The sequence below is a fragment of the Methanobrevibacter smithii ATCC 35061 genome (assembly GCF_000016525.1).
GTDB classification, from domain to species: Archaea; Methanobacteriota; Methanobacteria; order Methanobacteriales; family Methanobacteriaceae; genus Methanocatella; species Methanocatella smithii.
On record NC_009515.1, the window covers coordinates 1,037,261 to 1,056,710 of the forward strand.

General features: G+C 32.7%; 21 protein-coding genes and 6 tRNA genes. 7 read left to right on the forward strand and 20 right to left on the reverse strand.

Features of this window, described 5'->3' with window-relative positions; all coding sequences use genetic code 11:
• Positions 1 to 4: 4 nt before the first annotated feature.
• Complete coding sequence (locus MSM_RS05450) at positions 5 to 775, reverse strand: MIP/aquaporin family protein (protein WP_004035869.1); 771 nt, start codon at positions 773 to 775, stop codon at positions 5 to 7.
• 14 nt (positions 776 to 789) lie between these two features.
• Complete coding sequence (locus MSM_RS05455) at positions 790 to 2,289, reverse strand: DUF2193 domain-containing protein (protein WP_011954279.1); 1,500 nt, start codon at positions 2,287 to 2,289, stop codon at positions 790 to 792.
• Positions 2,290 to 2,409: 120 nt separating this feature from the next.
• Here MSM_RS05455 and MSM_RS05460 point away from each other — a divergent pair, with 120 nt between their 5' ends.
• Positions 2,410 to 3,132, forward strand: a complete 723-nt coding sequence (locus tag MSM_RS05460) for an NAD-dependent protein deacylase (protein ID WP_011954280.1) — start codon at positions 2,410 to 2,412, stop codon at positions 3,130 to 3,132.
• A 22-nt stretch (positions 3,133 to 3,154) separates the two neighbouring features.
• Here the strand turns inward: MSM_RS05460 and MSM_RS05465 are convergent, their stop codons facing one another.
• From MSM_RS05465 to MSM_RS05495, 7 genes are all read right to left on the reverse strand, one after another.
• Positions 3,155 to 3,631, reverse strand: coding sequence for a hypothetical protein (locus MSM_RS05465; RefSeq protein ID WP_011954281.1), 477 nt, complete (start codon positions 3,629 to 3,631; stop codon positions 3,155 to 3,157).
• Positions 3,612 to 3,809, reverse strand: coding sequence for a hypothetical protein (locus MSM_RS05470; RefSeq protein WP_011954282.1), 198 nt, complete (start codon positions 3,807 to 3,809; stop codon positions 3,612 to 3,614). The genes MSM_RS05465 and MSM_RS05470 overlap by 20 nt, the downstream gene beginning before the upstream one ends.
• A gap of 65 nt (positions 3,810 to 3,874) precedes the next feature.
• The gene (gene sfsA, locus MSM_RS05475; protein ID WP_011954283.1) at positions 3,875 to 4,594 is read right to left on the reverse strand and encodes a DNA/RNA nuclease SfsA; all 720 of its coding nucleotides are present in this window, start codon (positions 4,592 to 4,594) and stop codon (positions 3,875 to 3,877) included.
• A gap of 1 nt (position 4,595) precedes the next feature.
• Positions 4,596 to 6,128, reverse strand: coding sequence for a bifunctional ADP-dependent NAD(P)H-hydrate dehydratase/NAD(P)H-hydrate epimerase (locus MSM_RS05480; protein ID WP_011954284.1), 1,533 nt, complete (start codon positions 6,126 to 6,128; stop codon positions 4,596 to 4,598).
• A 432-nt stretch (positions 6,129 to 6,560) separates the two neighbouring features.
• Positions 6,561 to 7,451, reverse strand: a complete 891-nt coding sequence (gene fhcD, locus MSM_RS05485) for a formylmethanofuran--tetrahydromethanopterin N-formyltransferase (RefSeq protein WP_004035887.1) — start codon at positions 7,449 to 7,451, stop codon at positions 6,561 to 6,563.
• Between the two features lie 99 nt (positions 7,452 to 7,550).
• Positions 7,551 to 8,768 (reverse strand): DDE-type integrase/transposase/recombinase, encoded by a 1,218-nt coding sequence (locus MSM_RS05490; RefSeq protein WP_011953864.1) that lies wholly within the window; start codon positions 8,766 to 8,768, stop codon positions 7,551 to 7,553.
• Positions 8,769 to 8,901: 133 nt separating this feature from the next.
• Entirely contained in the window at positions 8,902 to 9,954 is a 1,053-nt protein-coding gene (locus tag MSM_RS05495) for a UPF0104 family protein (protein ID WP_011954285.1), read from the reverse strand.
• An 82-nt stretch (positions 9,955 to 10,036) separates the two neighbouring features.
• Between MSM_RS05495 and MSM_RS05500 the strand changes: the two genes are divergently transcribed.
• Together MSM_RS05500 and MSM_RS05505 are read left to right on the forward strand one after the other, a co-directional pair.
• Complete coding sequence (locus MSM_RS05500) at positions 10,037 to 11,473, forward strand: TrkH family potassium uptake protein (protein ID WP_011954286.1); 1,437 nt, start codon at positions 10,037 to 10,039, stop codon at positions 11,471 to 11,473.
• Between the two features lie 56 nt (positions 11,474 to 11,529).
• Positions 11,530 to 12,180, forward strand: a complete 651-nt coding sequence (locus MSM_RS05505; RefSeq protein WP_011954287.1) for a potassium channel family protein — start codon at positions 11,530 to 11,532, stop codon at positions 12,178 to 12,180.
• Between the two features lies 1 nt (position 12,181).
• On the opposite strand, the gene MSM_RS05510 is transcribed toward MSM_RS05505, so the two are convergent.
• The 8 genes from MSM_RS05510 to MSM_RS05540 form a co-directional block, all read right to left on the reverse strand.
• The gene (locus tag MSM_RS05510; RefSeq protein WP_004032840.1) at positions 12,182 to 12,790 is read right to left on the reverse strand and encodes an MBL fold metallo-hydrolase; all 609 of its coding nucleotides are present in this window, start codon (positions 12,788 to 12,790) and stop codon (positions 12,182 to 12,184) included.
• A gap of 48 nt (positions 12,791 to 12,838) precedes the next feature.
• Positions 12,839 to 12,987 (reverse strand) — tRNA-Trp (locus MSM_RS09155).
• A gap of 63 nt (positions 12,988 to 13,050) precedes the next feature.
• On the reverse strand, positions 13,051 to 13,458 hold the full coding sequence (gene hjc, locus MSM_RS05515; protein ID WP_004032839.1) for a Holliday junction resolvase Hjc: 408 nt from the start codon (positions 13,456 to 13,458) through the stop codon (positions 13,051 to 13,053).
• A 33-nt stretch (positions 13,459 to 13,491) separates the two neighbouring features.
• Positions 13,492 to 13,567 (reverse strand) — tRNA-His (locus MSM_RS05520).
• Positions 13,568 to 13,595: 28 nt separating this feature from the next.
• A tRNA-Leu gene (locus MSM_RS05525) sits at positions 13,596 to 13,678 on the reverse strand.
• Between the two features lie 56 nt (positions 13,679 to 13,734).
• Positions 13,735 to 13,809: transfer RNA gene (locus MSM_RS05530), tRNA-Glu, on the reverse strand.
• A gap of 25 nt (positions 13,810 to 13,834) precedes the next feature.
• Positions 13,835 to 13,908, reverse strand: a tRNA-Ile gene (locus tag MSM_RS05535).
• 5 nt (positions 13,909 to 13,913) lie between these two features.
• Positions 13,914 to 13,986 (reverse strand) — tRNA-Asn (locus tag MSM_RS05540).
• A 201-nt stretch (positions 13,987 to 14,187) separates the two neighbouring features.
• On the opposite strand from MSM_RS05540, the gene MSM_RS05545 reads away from it, so the two are divergent.
• Positions 14,188 to 15,177, forward strand: a complete 990-nt coding sequence (locus MSM_RS05545) for a radical SAM protein (protein WP_011954288.1) — start codon at positions 14,188 to 14,190, stop codon at positions 15,175 to 15,177.
• Here MSM_RS05545 and MSM_RS05550 read toward each other — a convergent pair.
• Entirely contained in the window at positions 15,174 to 15,506 is a 333-nt protein-coding gene (locus tag MSM_RS05550; RefSeq protein WP_004035893.1) for a hypothetical protein, read from the reverse strand. The two genes, MSM_RS05545 and MSM_RS05550, sit on opposite strands and share 4 nt — an antisense overlap.
• A gap of 101 nt (positions 15,507 to 15,607) precedes the next feature.
• Here MSM_RS05550 and gatB point away from each other — a divergent pair, with 101 nt between their 5' ends.
• The 3 genes from gatB to hisE are packed head-to-tail and all read left to right on the forward strand — an operon-like array spanning position 15,608 to position 18,067.
• Positions 15,608 to 16,960, forward strand: coding sequence for an Asp-tRNA(Asn)/Glu-tRNA(Gln) amidotransferase subunit GatB (gatB, locus tag MSM_RS05555; protein ID WP_004032836.1), 1,353 nt, complete (start codon positions 15,608 to 15,610; stop codon positions 16,958 to 16,960).
• 15 nt (positions 16,961 to 16,975) lie between these two features.
• Positions 16,976 to 17,776 (forward strand): CBS domain-containing ParB/RepB/Spo0J family partition protein, encoded by an 801-nt coding sequence (locus MSM_RS05560; protein ID WP_004032835.1) that lies wholly within the window; start codon positions 16,976 to 16,978, stop codon positions 17,774 to 17,776.
• Positions 17,777 to 18,067, forward strand: a complete 291-nt coding sequence (gene hisE / locus MSM_RS05565) for a phosphoribosyl-ATP diphosphatase (RefSeq protein WP_004032834.1) — start codon at positions 17,777 to 17,779, stop codon at positions 18,065 to 18,067.
• A gap of 2 nt (positions 18,068 to 18,069) precedes the next feature.
• Here hisE and MSM_RS05570 read toward each other — a convergent pair whose 3' ends face one another.
• Both MSM_RS05570 and larB read right to left on the reverse strand, forming a co-directional pair.
• Positions 18,070 to 18,639 carry a GNAT family N-acetyltransferase gene (locus MSM_RS05570; RefSeq protein WP_011954289.1) on the reverse strand — a complete coding sequence of 190 codons (570 nt, stop codon included), beginning with the start codon at positions 18,637 to 18,639 and terminating at the stop codon, positions 18,070 to 18,072.
• Between the two features lies 1 nt (position 18,640).
• Positions 18,641 to 19,402 carry a nickel pincer cofactor biosynthesis protein LarB gene (gene larB / locus MSM_RS05575; RefSeq protein ID WP_004032832.1) on the reverse strand — a complete coding sequence of 254 codons (762 nt, stop codon included), beginning with the start codon at positions 19,400 to 19,402 and terminating at the stop codon, positions 18,641 to 18,643.
• Between the last annotated feature and the right edge of the window lie 48 nt (positions 19,403 to 19,450).

The window sequence follows — 19,450 nt, forward strand, 5'->3', positions numbered from 1 at the left end:
GCAACTAATTAAATGGTCCAGGTATTTCACAAACATCATTGTCTTTAGCCAGATAAGTATATACCAATGCTGCAGCAATAGCTCCTGCAATTGGACCTATTAAATAAATTGGGAAATATATCCAAAGATTTATTCCGCCAACCAAATAATCCATCAAATAAGGAGCAAATGTACGTGCAGGATTTATAGAACCTCCAGTAAATGGTCCTAAAAAGATAATAACTGCAGTTACTGTAAAACCAATAGATAAACCTGCAAAATTAGGAGTAGCTTTTTTATCAACAGCAACACCCATTATTACAAGCACTAAAAAGAAAGTTCCAATAAATTCCGCAAATATTGTTTGTAAATAACTTACACCCATGCCAGGAGCAGTTGCACCTAAACCTCCAACAACTACTGAAGGCATTCCTAAACATAAAAATACTGCTAAACTTCCGAAACAAGCTCCGATTATCTGAGCTACAATATAATACACAGAATCTGCTAAAGAAATATTTTTACTAAGCAGCAATCCAATTGTAACTGCAGGATTTAAATGAGCTCCTGAAATTCTTCCAAAAAGATAGATACAAACCATTACAGTTAAACCAAATGCCAGTGCAATAGCTATCCAATCTCCCAAACCGCCTAAAATTCCAATGCCCACATTATTTGGATTAACTGATTCTGATATCATCAATGTGATAACTGCAGAACCTGTTCCAAAAAATACTAAGAAAAATGTTCCAAGCAATTCAGCAATGAATTTTTTTCCAATACCGCATGGCGCCATATAACACACCTACTTTATACTGCATCTTTCCACTGACAGAAATCATGTCTGAAATCAATTAATGAAGCAGACGCACAATTCTTACAACCTTTAACTGGAGATCCAGCATCTTCTTTATTAAGAGCCATGATATTTGTCATCATAGTTGCAGTTATTGGTTCACTGGTAAGCAAACAAGGATAATCTGCCAATCTCATTAAAGAAGAGAACCTTACAGAAATTGCACATGCCGGATATGCATACCTTTGAGGGTTCATAATCACTTCATTTTCTTCAACAGAATTTAAATTAACTTCAAAACCAGAAACTAATGGTTTTAATATACCTGATTCAGAAGCTCTTCCTTTTCTAGCTTTGTCTAAAAATCCCCAACCTCTGTAAATCATGTCCATAAAGTCACAGTTGTGCAGCTCTGCAGCAGCACCTCTTGTTGGAAACTGCTGAACAAAATTATGGAAACGTTTAGTCAATAAATCAACAATCATAACTGCATTGAAACCGTCTAATTCAAGAATATACTCAGTTGCACATGCTGATGAACCAGTAGCAAGTGACAATACATCAAATACGCTTTTAAAATTGTCTAAATTATCTCTTAATGATGTTTCAATAACATCTGTTGTAGCCTCAATAATTCCCATCGTCATGTCATCCTTACACATATTGAATGTTGACTGAGAAATATGATGAGCAATATCACCTACACAGTATGCAGGAACAGTTAAAATATTACCATAGTGGACATCATCTTCCATTGCTGCAATAACTGTACTTCTCATTTTTTTCTTATAGGAATTCATATATTTTCTTACATCAAAAGAAGAGTGACCTGCATTATCCATAAGCTGGCCTTGGGCTTCAATTGGGTTTTTATATATGTTTTGTAACGTAGCTATTTCTTCACTAACTGCTTCGGCAGCTGTTGAACCGCCTTCCAAAGCATTAGCAAAAGCTTCCCCAACACCATAAGAAGTATTCATACCCCATGATTTAGCAGCTAAAATAGCTTGCTTATGATTTTCAGGAATATCTGTTTCTAACAGTATTTGATTAACAACATTACTTGTACTTCCAGGAATTAAAGCAAAATCAACAACACATGTAGGACCATAAAAACCTCCATAACGTCTTATAACTTCTTTTCCAATTAATGCTTCACATGAAGCTATCTTATCTATAAATTTATCTAAGCTATCTGAAAAACCAGCATCTTCTTCAGTTAATATCTCAAGAACCGGAGGAGTTTGATAATGCTCAACAAAAGGATCATCTTCAGGTATAACAGTATCTGTAAGACTGCACAATGTATCAAAATGTGTTTTAACAGAATTTACATGTAAATCAAACACACTTTGAGCCTGATTATCAATAGCCTCCATTTTTGATGCTACTCTAACATAAGGTTCTGCATCTTTTATTTTAAAATCAGTCCCTCGTTTTTTCTTAATTGTGTCAATGTCGGCTCTTTGAGCAGCCATTGATTCATCAATCATTTTCTCAAATAACTCTCTCATTTTAACCCACTCCACAGAAAAGTTGAATTTAAAATAATTCAACTTATTTAATATATGTAATCTTTATAAATTATAAAATTAACTGAAAACTATATATTACATAGCAAATAATGCTATACTATGAACAAAATAGAAAAACTGCAAGAGATTATAGATGCTTCAGACAATATTGTATTTTTTGGAGGTGCAGGAGTATCAACTGAAAGTGGAATTCCTGATTTCAGAAGTGAATCCGGAATTTTTAAAAGCCTGGAAAAATATGGCGATACACCTGAGAGATTAGTTTCACATAGCTATTACTTAGAACATACGGATAAGTTTTTTAGCTATTATAAAGACTGTTTAATTTTTCCAGAAGCAGAGCCTAATCCTGCACATTATACTCTGGCCAGATTAGAAAAGGAAGGGAAATTAAAGGCAATAATTACACAAAATATTGATGGCCTACACCAGAAGGCAGGAAGCAAAAACGTATTGGAGCTTCACGGAATTGTTTATCGAAATTACTGTGAAATATGTAAAAAAAAATATGATCTGAACTTTATTTTAGAAAGTGAAGGTATCCCTCACTGTACCTGCGGAGGAATTATAAAACCTGATGTTGTTTTATACGAAGAAGCACTGGATATGAATATTTTAAATAAATCAGCCCAATACATTATGTCTGCAGATACTTTAATTGTTGGTGGAACATCACTTGTCGTATATCCTGCAGCAGGACTTATAAATTATTTCAAAGGCAAAAATTTAGTTTTAATTAACAAAAGCCAGACAGACTACGATAATCTAGCTACTTTAGTAATTAATGAGGCTATCAGAGAAACATTAGCTAAAATAAAGTAGAAAGTGCAGATTTTAACTACACTCACATAATATACTGCTTAACAGGTTCTTGAGTAATATTAGCTAATAAGTCATCCAGATTTATAACTGGCTGAGTTCCATTTTGAGAGGTTGTAACTGTAAACATCATATCCCCATCAAAAAACATGAATAATACTACACTTTCATTAGAATTAGTTGAGTTTACCATAGATATTTCATAACCTGTAACATTAGAATGGGTTTTTTGAATCGCAGAAGATACATCTAAACCAGGAATATCTTCACTGAATTCTTCAGACATTAAAGAAGGAATATTAGCCCATTCTTCATCAAATTCTTCTTTAGTTACATCAATAGGAACTGCACTAATCATTATCTCCCCTGTTCCAGTAGATGTAAAATTATCAAAAAAGACATCTGTTGTATATCCCTCATCATCATAATATTCTTCATCAACATAATTTTCATCAATACTTACCATTTCCCTAATCTCATCATCAGTTAAGTTTCCATACATAAAAAGTTGAGTTCAACACAAAATCGGAAGGAATATTAAAACAAGCCCCTTCAACAATAGCAGAATTATACTCTTTTGATTCATAATCAGAAGAATTAACTAACATAATTGCAGCCAATGCAACAATTAATATTACTACAACAATTCCAAGAACTATAATTATATTTTTCTTTTCCATATATATTCACCAAATTTTTTTAAAAAAAATAATATAAAATAATATATCTATTACTGTAAAATATATTATTTTCTACTTAAATCATAATCTAAAGACTTAGGAACTAATTCAATACCTTCAAGAGTATTATTGCATTTATAGACAAGTATTTCAACACCTGCATTTTCAGCTTCAACTAAAGTTTGGGAAAACTTAGGATCATTTTCCCAGTTAGGTCTGAAATCATTGCCTGCAGGATGCTGGATTAAGAAAAATACTACAGCACGATTTCCATCATTTTTAAGCTTAATTAATTCTTTTAAGTGTTTTGCTCCCCGTTCAGTTGGTGCATCCGGAAATCTTGCCTCACCGTCAACTATTAAAGTTACTCCCTTAACCTCAATATAACAGCTGTCAACTAAAAACTCCATTCCGCAGCAGTCATCTTCCTGATTAGCTAAGTATATATCAATTCTTGAATCATCAACCTGTTTTTCCCTTTGGTGATATGAATAACCCTGAAGCTCTTTTATTTTGCCATCTAATATTGCATCATACACAATACTATTGGCTTCCTGCGAGTAAAGTGACACCAGCTCCCCTTTGTTTACAACAAAATGAAGAGTGAATCTGGTTTTTCTTTTCGGATTATCAGAAGGTTTAAGATAAACTGCAGCACCATCAACCAAAAGCTCTTTACATCTTCCGGTATTAGGCACATGAGCTATTTCAATTTTTCCGTCAACTTCAACTTCAGCTATGAATCTGTTAGGCCTGTTTTTAAAAATACCTTTAACATAATCCATATTATCCCTTAATTACCTTTCCGATATGTGCAACTACATCTGTAGCTCCAAATCCATAACCTTTTTCCAGATATGCTTCATCTCCTGCAAGACCATTAATGAAAATAGCTAAAGTAGCTGCATCAAATGCATTCAAACCTTTAGATAGTAATGAAGTAGCTATTCCCGCCAATGCATCACCTGTTCCTCCAACAGTCATTCCTGGATTTCCGGATTTATTAAGTTTAAATTTATTTTTCTGAATCACCAAATCTATTGCACCTTTAACCACAACAGCACCGTTAATCTGTCTTACGACTTGCTGAAACTCTGAAATATTTTCATCAACTTCAGCAAAATCATAGCTGTCCAAATCTAATTTAATATCTTTGCCAAAAAATGACTTGAACTCAAAAATATGAGGAGTTAAAATTACATCATCCCTATTTTTAATAATTTGAGGTTTGACCTGTTTTAGAGCATCTGCATCTAAAACTAATGGTTTTTTAATTTTACTGGCCAAAATATTTAACAGTTTTCCGGTTTCATTATTGATACCTGCTCCAGGACCTAATAAAACAGCATCAACCTTTTCAGCTATTTCCAAAATTTCTCCTGCATGTTCTGTAGTTAAGTAATCTCCTTTTAGCGAATTTACAATCAAATCAGGATGTGTTGAAATGGCCAAAGCTGCAGATTCCGGAGCTGCTACATATACCAAATCTGCTCCTGCACCAATAGCTGCAAGTCCTGCAATACTCGGAGCTCCTGAATACTCTTTACTGCCACCAACAATTAAAACTTTACCGTTATTTCCTTTGTGTGATTTTAAAGATCTTTTATTAAGTTTAATCATGTCCCCATAATTTATAAAGTATTCTGCTTCAATCGGAATTCCTATATCGCAGGTTACAATTCCCCCAACTTTTTCTTCACCAGCCTTGTGAATTCCTGTTTTTACTTTATGAAAACTTACAGTATACTGGGGTTTAACTGCTACATCATGTATCTGGCCAGTTAACGGGTCAAGACCAGACGGAACATCAACACTAATTGTCAGGCCATTGGAAGTGTTTATAACTTCAATAGCTCTTTTAATGTTTTCTCTCAATTTACCATTAATGCCAGTTCCCAAAATTCCGTCTATAATGATAAACTCTGAAAAGCTGTCACTATTTGCTACTTCACAGTTATCAATATCTTCAATTGTATTTAGATTATGAACTGTCAAATGAGAAAAGCGAGGTTTCATGTTTTCAAGTATTTCATAGTTAGTTTTAGCTTCAGCTGAATGAATTCCGTTTTTATCTTTTAACATATAAATATCAACATCATATCCTCTGTTTAAAAGATATCTTGCTGCTACAAAACCGTCTCCCCCATTTCCTCCCGATCCTGTGAAAATAATTATTTTAACAGGTTTTGAAAATGTATAAACAGCTATTTTTCCAACTTCTTCTGCGAGAGATTTTCCTGCAGATTCCATTAAACAAAGTCTTGATAAACCTAAATATTCACAATTTAAATCTGTAACAGTCATATCTATAGGATCCATAAAAATCACCAATCAGATATACATTTAAAAATTGTATTTAATAATTCTTTTTAATTTTAAAATTTAAAAATAGAAGTAGTGCCCATATAAAAATGGACACATAACCAGTTTTAAAGTGTTAAAAGGTCAGATTATGGATTTTAACCAAATACAAAAAGTATGTCCAGCTAGTTAATACCTAACTGAACTCTTTTTGTATCACAAAAAACTAACCCGAGAATTTGCATCAATATTCATACCACATATCTGCAAACACAGAGCATGCAATAACACCATTACATGCTCCAAAATATCTTATATCTCATGTTAAATATATAATTTCACTTGGATTTGAAAACAATATTTCAAAGTGAGAGCAATTTTTAAAAAACGAGTAAATATTCAAGAATAAGAAAATTAAAATAAAAAAAATAGAAAAAAGGGATAATGCCCTTAGAATAAATCTTGTAAGTTGATTTTGTAAGCTCCTAAGTTTCCACCGAAGTTACCAGCATCGATTTCTAATACTCCAGGAACATTACATGCTGCTTCAATACCTGCTTTCATTGCAGCACGTACTGATTCTTCATCAATACCATCAATAACGATTTCAAATACACCATTAGCATCTTCTCTGATGTCAGAATCAACTTTGTCTTTTAAAGTTACACACATTTTTTCGTTGGTAGATGCGTTTAAGAATTTGTAATTGTTACAACCTACTTTAGAACCTGAAGCAACCATACCTCCAGGGAAAGGAGTGATTACACCTTCAACAGCTGAAATAGCATCAACAGCAGCTTCAGCAGCCATTACACCAGCCATTTGATTTTCAGCTAAGATAAAGAAGTTTCCACCAGCTACACCAGCTTTGAAACCAAAAGTAGATTCTACTAAGAAATCACCAGACATAATTGGGATAGAATGCATTTTTCTACCGTCGATTTCTAATTCATCTTCAAATCCGTCACCGAAGAATTTTAATTTGAAACCAGTTTTGAGTTCTTCATCAGCGTCATCAAGAACATTGAATGCTGCAGTAGTTGGTGCAGTTAAAATACACATACCTATTCTTTCAAGGAGTTCGTGGTCTAATTGTTTTTTAGATCCTTGACAGAGCATAATTACATAACCTGGCCTTCCGTCAGGAGTTTCAGTTGGTGGTACGTAACAGTCAATACCTGCTTCTGCAGGACATCCAATAACAGAAGTTCCGTATCCAGTAGCTTCAGTAGCTGCAATTTTAGCTAATCTTTTAGTAGCTGCTGTAACTAAAATTCTAGTTACTTTAATTCCAAAACCTTCTGCATAATTATCTTTAATTTCTACGCCATTAATTTCCATATTTTCACCAAATATTTTACAAAAAATTAATTTTTGCTATACTAAAAAATATAGAAAGTAAATAAAATAAAGTTTTCTATTTAATTATTCCAGGCTCTTTCAAAAACTTGTGTGATTTTTTTCTTTTTCATTGTTTAAATTCCAATAATTTAGTTTTAGCATGAATCTGGCTAGAAGTCCTTGTTCTATTTTCATTGTTCTTTTTATGTGTTTTGGGAATACTTTTTGGAAGATATTTTCGATTTTATTGTTTGTTGATGGGATGTTCGTGTTTTCCAGGTGTGTCGTTAATTTTTTGAAGTAAGGAATGATGAATTTCCAAAGAATTTTGTTTGTGAACTTGTTTTTTGTATATTTTTTGTTTATTAATTCGTTTCTAAGTTCTTTAGCAGTATTTAAGTCTTTTGCATCCAATATTTTATAAATGTCCTGTTTTAAACAATTTAATATGTCTTTTTCGTCTTCAGATAATGGATTTTTGTCAAAGTAATCTTTAAATCTTTTGTTTACTGCTTGTTTCACGTGAAATTTGCAGAAATGGTGTTTTACTTTTAATTTATCGATGGCTTCACGATATTCGTGTTTTAAGTCTGTGCCTATTGATATTTTTTTCTGATTTCTTAGAGATTCGTTTAAAAATTGATAAATGGTCTTAGAATCTTCTGATTCGACCAATTTGACGGAAACGATAGTATTCAATTTAACGTCGAATAAGGCTAAAATATAGTTCCATTCACCATTAATTTTAACCCAAAGACTATCAAATAAGTAATATCCAGAATAAGTCCAATTATCATAGTTAAATTGATAATTAGAGTTCAATAAGATGTTTTCAATGCTTTGATGTGAGATTTCAATGTTATGTTGTTGTTTTAAATCAAATCGTATTTTATGGAGCCCTGCTCCATAAATTTGATATAAATTCTCAATACATTCAATAACAGGCAATGTAATATTTGAATTAGAATAAACAAGAGATAATAAATCAGTATAAAAGACTTTACCGCATTTTATGCACTTATATTTTTGAATAGTGCAAATTTGTTCTCCAATTCTTAAAAAAATAAGTTTACGTTCATAAGTACCATTTTTAACAGCATTATGTGATTTACAAGATGGACAAATTGCAACTCTATTCTCAAAATGTATTTTACCTCTTTTTTCCAATCTGATAAGATTATTCTCAATATTTTCGCAACCAAATCGAGAAAGATCATCAAATTGACGGAATTCAGAAAACTCAGGAACAAAATCGAAAAGTTTAAATTGTTTTGACTCCATAAATTCATATGGAGCTTTTATTTTGATACTAGACATATTAATATATTAGCTCCACTTAATATATTAATTTTACTGCTTTTAAATTAAAAATAAAGAAAAAATAGAACGAAAAAAATTCGTGACTCAAAAACTAGTGAAAATTCAAATCACACAAGTTTTTGAAAGTGACTTATTCCAGCAGTTCATCATCAGATTCATCATCGGATTTTGAACTTAATGAAATTTTATCAAGAACTGAAGAGCCATAATGAGGTAAAATCAGCATACCAATTACAGTAGCTAACCAGAATGAAATTAACCTTTCAATAACAGTGGCAGCTGCACTTAATGAAGCAGATATTCCTGCTGTTGAGTAAAATAAAATCATTACTCCATCTACAGCTCCAAGTCCACCAGGTAACAGTGGAATCATACCTATTAATGATGCCATAATAAATACTTCACCAATAATAATCGGACTTACATGAGCTCCAAATGCTAAAAACACAACATAAACCCTTAAAATCTCAAATATCCATATGATAAATGACAAAGGCAGAGCATAATGCAAAATCCTTTTATCAGAAATTACAAGTTTCATTGTATCCTGGAACCCGCCAATTACAGTGTGTACCTTTTGTTCCAATTCATCTGAATTTTTCTTATAAAATCTTCTAATTAATCCAATAATCCAATTATCAACCTTTTTACCGAATTTTGGATTTACAGACATATATATAAGTAAAATTAAACAAGCCACAATAGCTATTACTGCAACAATCATCAATATTAAAATCCATAAATCCAGCTTAAAGTAGAAAGTGATTCCAATAATTGTCAAAATAGCCAAGAAAACAAATGGAAAAGTGTCTAAAGCTTTATCAGCTACAACAGTTGCAAAGGTCTCTTCCATCGGATATCCTTTATCTCTGGACAGGATATATGCCCTTACAGGTTCTCCACCACCTCTTCCAGCAGGAGTAATATTATTTGTAGCTAAACCAACCATAACAATAGGAAATAATTCCTTAATAGATATTTCAATACCATCCATCTTGTTAATGATTTGCCAACGCAAAGTGTATAAATAATAAGTAAAAACCTGAATTAAAACAGCTAATGCAATGAACCACAAATTAGCTATTTTTAAAGCTCCTAATATATCACCTATCCCTACAAACCAGAGCATGACTCCCAAAATAAGAAAACTGATAAATAGAAATATTAATGATTTATGTTTCATGATTTCACACAACTAATATAGAATATACTTATTTTAGATTTGCTAGTTAATATTTATATAGCTATTTATTCAAAAACATAAAATGATGAAATATATAACTAAAACAGATCTTTGCATAGTTACAAGATATTCCGGAGTAGTGATGATTTGTGTGGGATTAATGTGCTTATCCCCATTACTTATCGATTTAATCTATTTCGAATTTAACTATAGCTGTTTTATTATTCCTGGAGTTTTTTCAGTTATTTTAGGATACATATGTATGAAAACTCTTGACAAATACTCCCGCAGCAAGATGAAACTGAAACACGGAATGATGATTTCATCAATTGCCTGGATGTGGGCATGTATTGTTGGAGGAGTCGTAATCTCACTTGCAACAGGAACTGATTTTTTAAACGGTATTTTTGAAAGTACCTCAGCATTAACAGGTACCGGAATAACAATGTTTGATAATGTTGAAATATTGCCCCACAGCATATTATTTTTTAGAGCATTTGAACAATGGGTTGGAGGATTAGGAGTGGTAGTTATGGTAATCGGTGTTTTAACAAGACCAGGTACAGCAACTGCCAAATTATACCAATCTGAAGCCCGTGAAGAACGCCTGAAACCAAGTGTTAAAACCACACTTAAAAAAACCATTGAAATTTACCTGATTTATACCATAGTTGGAATTATACTATATCATTTAGCCGGAATGCCGACTTTTGATTCTATTTGTAATACCTTTTGTATGATTGCAACCGGCGGAATGAGTGTTAAAAATGCAAATATCGGATATTATCACAATGACCTGATTTATCTTATTTCAATTGTATTGATGATTTTAGGAGCTACAAGCTTTTTAGCACATTATAAAATTATCAAAACAAAAGGAAAATCATTAATTCAGGATTTACAATTTAAAACATTAATCTGTATAATCACTTTTGTTACAATAATTCTTTATCTAGCATCTCATATTGTGCCGATTGACCTTTTATTTACAGTTACCTCATCAATTACCACAACAGGAGCTAATGTCCAACTGGCTTCCACCATGGCAGGATGGCCATCATTTATATTAGTTATCCTGATGATTTTGATGTTAATGGGTGGTTCTAGCGGATCTACCGTAGGTGCAATTAAACTTTACAGAGTAATAACTTATGTTAAAGCTATTTACAGACACATAAAAGAAATCCTTTCACCAGACGGCAGAGTAATCCCTATTAAAATATCTGGAAGAAGAGTGTCCGAAAAAGAAATAGGAAAAACCGGGAACTTTATAACATTATACCTTGTCATCATTGCAATAACCTGGATTATATTTTGTTTTTATGGATATCCACCATTCGACAGTTTATTTAGTATAATATCCCTCCAAGGAAACAACGGATTGGATATTGGAGTATTGAACAATACTCTTAATCCTGTTTTAAAAATAGTATCTGTTTTAAACATGTGGGTAGGAAGACTGGAAATTTATCCTGTGCTGGTCCTATTCAGAGCTATTTTTGAAATATTTAAAAAATGAAAATATTTATAATATTCAAAAATAAATTTAATGTATTACAAAGAGGGAGAATTGAAATGTATATTATAATAATGGGTGGAGGTCGTGTAGGCCTTAACCTTGCAAATTTATTAATAGAAGATGGACACGACATCACTTTAATTGAAAGTGACGAATCATTATGCTCAGAAGTAGCTGCAGAACTTGATGCACTTGTAATATGTGGAAATGGAACTAGTTCAAAATTATTAGAAGAAACCAATATTGAAGATGCAGACTTTTTCATAGCTACAACTGGAAATGATGAAGCAAACCTATTATCCTGTATTTTAGTTAAAAAATATAATGTTCCAACAATTATTGCCAGAGTAAGTAATCCTGACCACGAAGAAGCGTTTATGGAAGTCGGAATAGACAATGTAATCAGTCCGGAAGTTACAGCTGCAGGACTTTTAGAAAAACTTGTAACAAGACCTAATGTTGCAGACCTAATTACACTTGGCGAAGGAGATGCTGAAATCTTCGATATGACCATAACCAATGACAAGGTTGTTGGAAAGAAAATGGGGGAAATATCACCAACAAAAGATTACATTATAATTGCCACATATCAAAAAGGCAAACTGGTAATACCACAAACAGATAGCGTTATAAGGCGAGGCGAAAAAGTTACTGTTCTTGTAAAAAGAGGAGCATTTAAAAAAGTAGCTAAAAAATTAGAAAAATAATTTAAAAAAGAGAATAAGACATTTCAATACTCTTTTTCCCATTATTGTCAATCATCCCATGACCAGGATAGATTGTTTTAACATCTAATTTTTTCAGTTTTTCTACAGATTTTTTCAAATCAGAAAAACTGCCTCCAATGTCAGTTCTGCCAACACCACCATGACCAAATACTGTATCTCCACTAATTAGATTTTCACCATCCCACAAACAGATAGCTCCTTTAGAATGACCTGGAGTATGAATAACTTCAAAATCCTTTATTTTATCCCCTTCTTCCAATTCAATATCCACTTTATGGCATTTAATTTCATGGCCAAAATGACTGGCTACAGTATCAGGATTATCATCTTCCATTAAAGCGATTGCATCAATTTTATGAATAGCTATTTTAGCATTAGGGAAAAAACAATTACCATTAACATGATCAAAATGACAGTGTGTGTTAACAATTAATTTAATATCTTCAGGATTGACATCATGTTCTTTAAGTTTAGAAAAAAGGTATTCTTTATTATCTCCGGCTCCAGTATCAACTAACATATCATCAATCAGATAACAGTTAGAATCTAAATTATAACCTGGAATCCATATAATATCTTTAGAATTCATAAAAATAGTATTGAAATTATAATATTTAAAAATAGTTTTTTATAAAAATGGGGTCACAGGGATTTGAACCCCGATCCTGGGATGTCTCTTGCCTCAGTACTCCAATTGATCATCACAACGGATACTGCTCAGTTACGCGTATATTTTCTTCAAAGACAACTGGAGTCCCAGATGATGCCAGGTTACACTATAACCCCAACAGATATGTCATAATAACATACTATTATTAATATGATTTAATTACTATATAAATGTTATTATCAAAATTTCATTTGCCTATCAATGCCGGTAATTTCATCAATTTCCAAAGCTTTTTCTAGGGCAAAATCTTTTTCAATTTTATAATTATCGCTTTTGGTACGTGGAGTTTTTTCAGGTTCTAAAAATAACCATTTTGTGTACTTAAATTTAACTCCAATATATGGTTTAGCACCGAATTTTTCAGAAAACTCACATAATGCATCAATTTGAGGAAAATCTATGTAAATTTTATCTTTAGTTGTAGTTTTAACTTCAATAGCTAAATATAATTTACCGTTTCCTGCTACAACATCAGGTAAAGGTTTTTTAGTTGCACCTCCAGAAGCTGGAGCTCTCATAGCTGCAAAATCTCTTTCCCAAAGTTTATGCACTAAATCTCTTTCTTCAGCAGACCCTTTTTTAGCCATAGAAATAATCTCATAAAAAATAGTTTTTAATAATGGGGCCGGGGCCGAGATTTGAACCCGAGTCACAGGATCCACAGTCCCGTAGGATGACCGCCTACCCTACCCCGGCATAAGAAATAAATAAAAAATTGTTAGAATGCGGGAGCAGGGATTTGAACCCTGGTAGACCTGCGTCAACAGGTCCTAAGCCTGTCCCCTTTGGCCTCTCGGGCACCCCCGCTTATACAAAAAGAAAGGATACATAGAAACCATTAAAAATCTTAACAAGTTTTTAAATGCTCCGGCCGGGATTCGAACCCGAGTCTTCGGCTCGAAAGGCCGAAATGATTGGCCGGACTACACCACCGGAGCAACAAATGACATAATTTAATTGAAATGGGCCCAATGGGGTTCGAACCCATGGCCTTCCGGTTATGAGCCGGACGCTCTACCTGGCTAAGCTATGGGCCCAAAAGCGCCATCGACAGGGCTCGAACCTGTGACCAATCGGTTAACAGCCGAACGCTCTACCTACTGAGCTACGATGGCATGTGAGTACCCACCAGTCTTAACCAAATAAACCCATTCAAATCAAAAGACTTCAAACAGTATTAATTAGTTTGATTTTCATACTATATAAATGTTTTGATTAAATTACATCTAAATAAAATTAGAAGCAAACTATAATATAGTTTGGATAAACTAATATATAACTTTAACTATTAATATTAAAACAAACAATAAAGAATAATGATTAAAATGGATTCTGACATATTTGATTTAATAAAAAAGGCAAATGAAACCACACTAAAAAAACATGGTAATGAAATTAGTCTTGAAAGAGCAATATTCCTTTCCTGGTGGTGCGATAAAGGAGACTGTGCTTTTTGTTACATGTCTACTCAAAAAGATAAAATTAAAGACCCCACTAAAGCTAGACGTAATGTACACAATATATATGCTGAAGCAGAAATGTGTAAACGCCTAAATTGGAATATTGAATTCCTTTCAGGCGGTTACAAGTCATTTACAACTGCAGAAATTAAAGAAATAGCAACCACCATCAAAAACATCACTGGAGACAGTGTTTGGTTAAATACAGGAATTACAGACGAGTTAGAAGAATATGGTTCAGAAATAAAAGGAATTACCGGAGCTGTTGAAGTAGCTAATCCTGAATTACATCAAAAAGTATGTCCAAGTAAATCATTAGATAAAATAAGCAATATGTTAGATGTAGCTGGAGATTTGGGATTCCAAAAAGCTATTACGGTGATTTTAGGCCTTGGAGAAACATTAGATGATGTTGATTATTTAATTGATTATATTAAAGATCACAAAATTGACAGAGTAATATTCTACTCATTAAACTCACATAAAGAAACCGCATATGCAAACAGCTCACAGCCAGCTTCACTTTATTATGCCCAGGTAGTGTCTAAAATCAGATTAACATTTCCGGACATTACAATAATATGCGGAACATGGATTGATAATCTGGCCAACATAGGTATTCTTATTTTAAGCGGAGCCAATGGAATAACCAAATTCCCATTATTTAAAATGTTTGGAACAAAATATGGAAAAAGAGTGGAAGAAGAAGTTAAATGGTCCGGACGTCAACTTAAAGGAACATTCACTGACAAAAAACAACTTGGAAATCCGGAAAGCAATGTTGATCCAGAACTAAATAAATTTATTAAAAGATATATAAAGGAATCTTTAAAAAACAAATATTAAATTTCCAATGTATTAGATTTTGTTTTAAATGAAACTCCATTAGCCCTATAAGTTAAAGAAGCACCACCAAATGTAATTTTATCCGGAATTACTGCATCATCACCAAAATCCATTTTTAAACTTTCATCAGACGGAAGTTCTACATCAAAAATAATTGATTTGACCTCACCATCTTCAAAGTTTCCAAAATCATGAGTATAACACTGGGATAGTGCCAATGCATTTTCTATTAATCCCCTAGTATTGTTTTCAACCATCCACTCAATAGTTACTTTATTGTCATTATCTTTTGACACTAATTTTTGTGTAAATAAAACTTCATCAGACATAAAAATCACAAATATTTATTAATCTATTATTATAAATACTTATATAATATAAATCTATTTTGATTTTCCAAAAAATTGGAGGAATTATTATTAGTGTCAATATGATGTGTGGACTTGAAATCCACGTACAATTAGAAACTGAATCAAAATTATTTTGTGATTGTCCAACAAATTATAAGGAAGCACCAGCAAACTCAAACATCTGTCCAGTTTGTTTAAATCAACCAGGTGCTAAACCATATCCAACAAATGAAAAAGCAATTGAAAATGCATTAATGATTTCTTTAATGCTTAACTGTAAAATCGATAAAGGTTTCACCTACTTCATGAGAAAACATTACGATTATCCTGATTTGCCTTCAGGATACCAAAGAACTTCAGTACCTATCGGTTACGAAGGAGAACTAAATGGAGTCAGAATCAGAGAAATCCATATGGAAGAAGACCCTGGCCAATACAAACCTGACAGAGGTACTGTTGATTTTAACCGTTCCGGAATTCCTTTAATTGAGATTGTTACAGAACCGGATATAAAATCTCCTGAAGAAGCAAGAACCTTCTTAAAAGAGCTCATCCGTGTATTGCAATATAGTGGAGGAGCTCGTGGAGAAGGTACTATGAGAGCTGATGTAAACATCTCTATTGAAGGTGGAAACAGAGTAGAAATGAAAAACATCAACTCCATTAAAGGAGCTTACAAAGCATTGAAATTTGAACTTGTTAGACAGAAAAACCTTATGAAAAGAGGAGTTGAAATCAAACAAGAAACACGTGCATACCTTGAATCTCAGATGATTACTGTAGGTATGAGGTTAAAAGAAGATGCTGATGATTACAGATTCATTCCAGATCCTGATTTGCCACCAATGGAAATCTCCGATGCTCAAATTGAAAATGTTTTAGAAATAATGCCTGAAGCACCGCACAATAAAGTAAGAAGATTTACTGAAGAATATGGAATTGATGCAGAATCTGCTAAAGTGTTAACTTCAGAACTTGACCTGGCTATAGCTTATGAAGCAGTAGCTAAACAAGTGGATCCTAAATTTGCTTCAATGTGGATGAGAGATGAACTTAAAAGAGTATTATCCTATAACAAACTTGATTTTGCAGATAGCGGAATATTAGTTGAAGATATTGTAGAACTTTTAGAAATGCTTCAAAATAAAGAAATAACCACCAAAGCAGGTCAAAGAATCATTGAACATATGCCAAACAATAAACAAACTCCAAAAGCAATAGCTGAAGAATTAGGTTTGCTTGGTGTTGTAAAAGATGATGAAGTGATAGCTGCAGTAAAACAGGCTATCGAAGAAAATCCAAAAGCTGTAAATGATTACTTGGAAGGACAAAAATCTTCACTTAATTTCCTTGTCGGCCAAGTTATGAGATTAACAAGAGGAAAAGCAGACCCTGGAGAAACTGTTAAAATCTTAAAAGAAAACATAGAATAAAATCGGAGGGAAACTATGGCTAAAAGTAAATCGTTGGTCAAAGATTATATGACTAAAAATGTTGTTACAGTATCACCACAAACAACAACAGAAGAAGTTATTAAATTAATGAAAGAAAGCGATCACAATAGCTATCCAGTAGTAGAAAATAACAAACTAGTGGGAATGGTAACCTCTTTTGATATTGTAGTAAAAGACTGGGCAGACCATGTCTCAGAAATAATGAGTACAAAATTAGTAGTAGCTAATGAAAACTTAAGTATAAATGATGCTTCCAGAGTTATGTTCAGAAGAGGCATCTCACGAATGCCAGTCATAAACGAAAACGGCGAAATTGTAGGAATTATTACAAACACAGATATGGTTCGTTCACATATTGAACGTTCCACCCCAAATAAAGTAGATTACTTTAAAAGTACTATGGACCAATTATATGGCATTAAAAGTACTTTAAAACATATGCAAGTTGACACTGATAAAATAAGGCCTACTCAAGACAGAGTTTATGCTGACGAACTTGAAGGAAGAACATATGAGCTTAAAATGGGATTAGCTGAACCTGCAATTGTTGTTAAAACTGGAGACAGGTGGATATTGGTAGATGGACATCACAGAACAGTAGCTGCAAAACAATTAGGCTGCAAAACAATCGATGCATATGTTATTGATTTAGGCAAAGATATCCGCTTAGGATTGGAAAAAACAGCAGATAAAGCAGGAATAAAAACATTCAATGATATTGAAATTATTGATGATGATAAACATCCATTAATAGCTATTACAGAAAGTATACAAGACAACGAGAAAAGTGATTAAATGGCATCAGAGGAAATTATTAGAGAAGTTTATAAAGTTTTAGAAGAAAGAAGGGACAATCCTATTGATTCCTACACCTCTAAAATAATGCAGGACAGTGACAAAAAAGCAGAAGATAAAATACTTGAAAAAGTAGCAGAAGAATGTGGTGAAGTATTGCTTGCTGCTAAAAATGATGAGAATTTAGTTTATGAATCTGTTGATTTAATATTCCACACTTTACTTATCCTTGTTTACAAAGGAATAGAAATAGATGAAATTTTTGAAGAATTTGCACGTAGAAGACATTGAACTTATAATTTAAGTTCCATATTATGCATTCCGCGTTCAAAACTTCCTATTTTAACTCTTTTTTTATTGAATTCTTTAAATCCTATTCTTTCATATAATGATTTGGCTCCTGTGTTTCTGAAATCGGCATCAAGAGTTACTCTTTTTAGATTATTCCATTTAGCATATCCAATTACATCATCCAAAACTTTACTGCCCAAACCTTTTCCCCTTTGGGATTCATCAATAGCTAATTCTGCAACATGAAAATCTCCTTTCTCCACATCGCATAATACAAAATAGTCTAAAATATCAACAATAAGCAATTTTAAACTGACCGTCTTTAAACTATGATAAAATGCAGGTTTTTTAGAAATCCAGAATATCAGCAAACCAATAATATTATTATCATCATCTAAAATAACTTTGGTATCCTCAAGAGATTCCTCTTTTTTTAATTGCTTTTCAATTGTTGAAATAGCTTTATCAGAATTCTTAAACAGCAAGTCAAATGTTCTAAAATCAACGTCATAGATTAATTTAGCCACTTTTCTAGTGTCATGTTTGGATGCATCAAATGTTTCATAAATCAATTTATCGACCTTTAATTATAGTTAGAGCAAATACTCCTGCACCGAACCCGTTATCAATGTTTACAACAGCTATCCCCGGAGCGCATGACTGAAGCATTGCGTTTAAAGCAACAACTCCCCCTTCACCTACACCATAACCTACAGATGTTGGAACGCCAATAACAGGAATATCAACTAAACCAGCTACAACAGAAGGCAGGGCCCCTTCCATTCCTGCACAAACAATTAATACTTCCACTCCCTCTTTAATCATGTGAGCTATTTGAGGGAACAGTCTATGAATTCCAGCTACGCCAATATCATAAGAAGTTATTGCTTCACAGCCCCCTTCTTCAACTATTACACGTGCTTCTTCTGCAATATTTATATCTGATGTTCCCGCAGTTATGATACCCACCTTACCTAAGGTTTTAGGAACTTCCCTGTTTCTGATTACCAATATCTGAGCTCTTTTATTATAGTCCAATTCAAATCCTTCCAAATCCAAATCATCTGCTAATTTTTCATATCTTTCTGAAGATAACTTGGTTACAATTAGATTTTCGGGATTTTCACTGGTGAAATAATTATTGATTATCAATAAAAGATCCCCGTAATCTTTACTTGGAGAAAAAACCGCTTCTGGAAAACCTGTTCTTGAAGAGCGTGATTTGTCAAATTTAGCAACTTCATCAAATTCTAAAATAGTATCTGCCTTTAAAAGCCTCTCGCATTCCTCAATACTAATTTCTTCATTGATTAACTTTTCAAGAATTTCTCTCATATTATCATAACTATTTTATACAATAATTATATTTAAATATATATTGAC

Bases quoted from the DNA above. Each gene is read 5' to 3' on its own strand.
- MSM_RS05450 (WP_004035869.1), bottom strand. From the start codon at position 775: ATGGCGCCATGCGGTATTGGAAAAAAATTCATTGCTGAATTGCTTGGA.
- MSM_RS05455 (WP_011954279.1), bottom strand. From the start codon at position 2,289: ATGAGAGAGTTATTTGAGAAAATGATTGATGAATCAATGGCTGCTCAA.
- MSM_RS05460 (WP_011954280.1), top strand. From the start codon at position 2,410: ATGAACAAAATAGAAAAACTGCAAGAGATTATAGATGCTTCAGACAAT.
- MSM_RS05465 (WP_011954281.1), bottom strand. From the start codon at position 3,631: ATGTATGGAAACTTAACTGATGATGAGATTAGGGAAATGGTAAGTATT.
- MSM_RS05470 (WP_011954282.1), bottom strand. From the start codon at position 3,809: ATGGAAAAGAAAAATATAATTATAGTTCTTGGAATTGTTGTAGTAATA.
- sfsA (WP_011954283.1), bottom strand. From the start codon at position 4,594: ATGGATTATGTTAAAGGTATTTTTAAAAACAGGCCTAACAGATTCATA.
- MSM_RS05480 (WP_011954284.1), bottom strand. From the start codon at position 6,128: ATGGATCCTATAGATATGACTGTTACAGATTTAAATTGTGAATATTTA.
- fhcD (WP_004035887.1), bottom strand. From the start codon at position 7,451: ATGGAAATTAATGGCGTAGAAATTAAAGATAATTATGCAGAAGGTTTT.
- MSM_RS05490 (WP_011953864.1), bottom strand. From the start codon at position 8,768: ATGTCTAGTATCAAAATAAAAGCTCCATATGAATTTATGGAGTCAAAA.
- MSM_RS05495 (WP_011954285.1), bottom strand. From the start codon at position 9,954: ATGAAACATAAATCATTAATATTTCTATTTATCAGTTTTCTTATTTTG.
- MSM_RS05500 (WP_011954286.1), top strand. From the start codon at position 10,037: ATGATGAAATATATAACTAAAACAGATCTTTGCATAGTTACAAGATAT.
- MSM_RS05505 (WP_011954287.1), top strand. From the start codon at position 11,530: ATGTATATTATAATAATGGGTGGAGGTCGTGTAGGCCTTAACCTTGCA.
- MSM_RS05510 (WP_004032840.1), bottom strand. From the start codon at position 12,790: ATGAATTCTAAAGATATTATATGGATTCCAGGTTATAATTTAGATTCT.
- hjc (WP_004032839.1), bottom strand. From the start codon at position 13,458: ATGGCTAAAAAAGGGTCTGCTGAAGAAAGAGATTTAGTGCATAAACTT.
- MSM_RS05545 (WP_011954288.1), top strand. From the start codon at position 14,188: ATGATTAAAATGGATTCTGACATATTTGATTTAATAAAAAAGGCAAAT.
- MSM_RS05550 (WP_004035893.1), bottom strand. From the start codon at position 15,506: ATGTCTGATGAAGTTTTATTTACACAAAAATTAGTGTCAAAAGATAAT.
- gatB (WP_004032836.1), top strand. From the start codon at position 15,608: ATGATGTGTGGACTTGAAATCCACGTACAATTAGAAACTGAATCAAAA.
- MSM_RS05560 (WP_004032835.1), top strand. From the start codon at position 16,976: ATGGCTAAAAGTAAATCGTTGGTCAAAGATTATATGACTAAAAATGTT.
- hisE (WP_004032834.1), top strand. From the start codon at position 17,777: ATGGCATCAGAGGAAATTATTAGAGAAGTTTATAAAGTTTTAGAAGAA.
- larB (WP_004032832.1), bottom strand. From the start codon at position 19,402: ATGAGAGAAATTCTTGAAAAGTTAATCAATGAAGAAATTAGTATTGAG.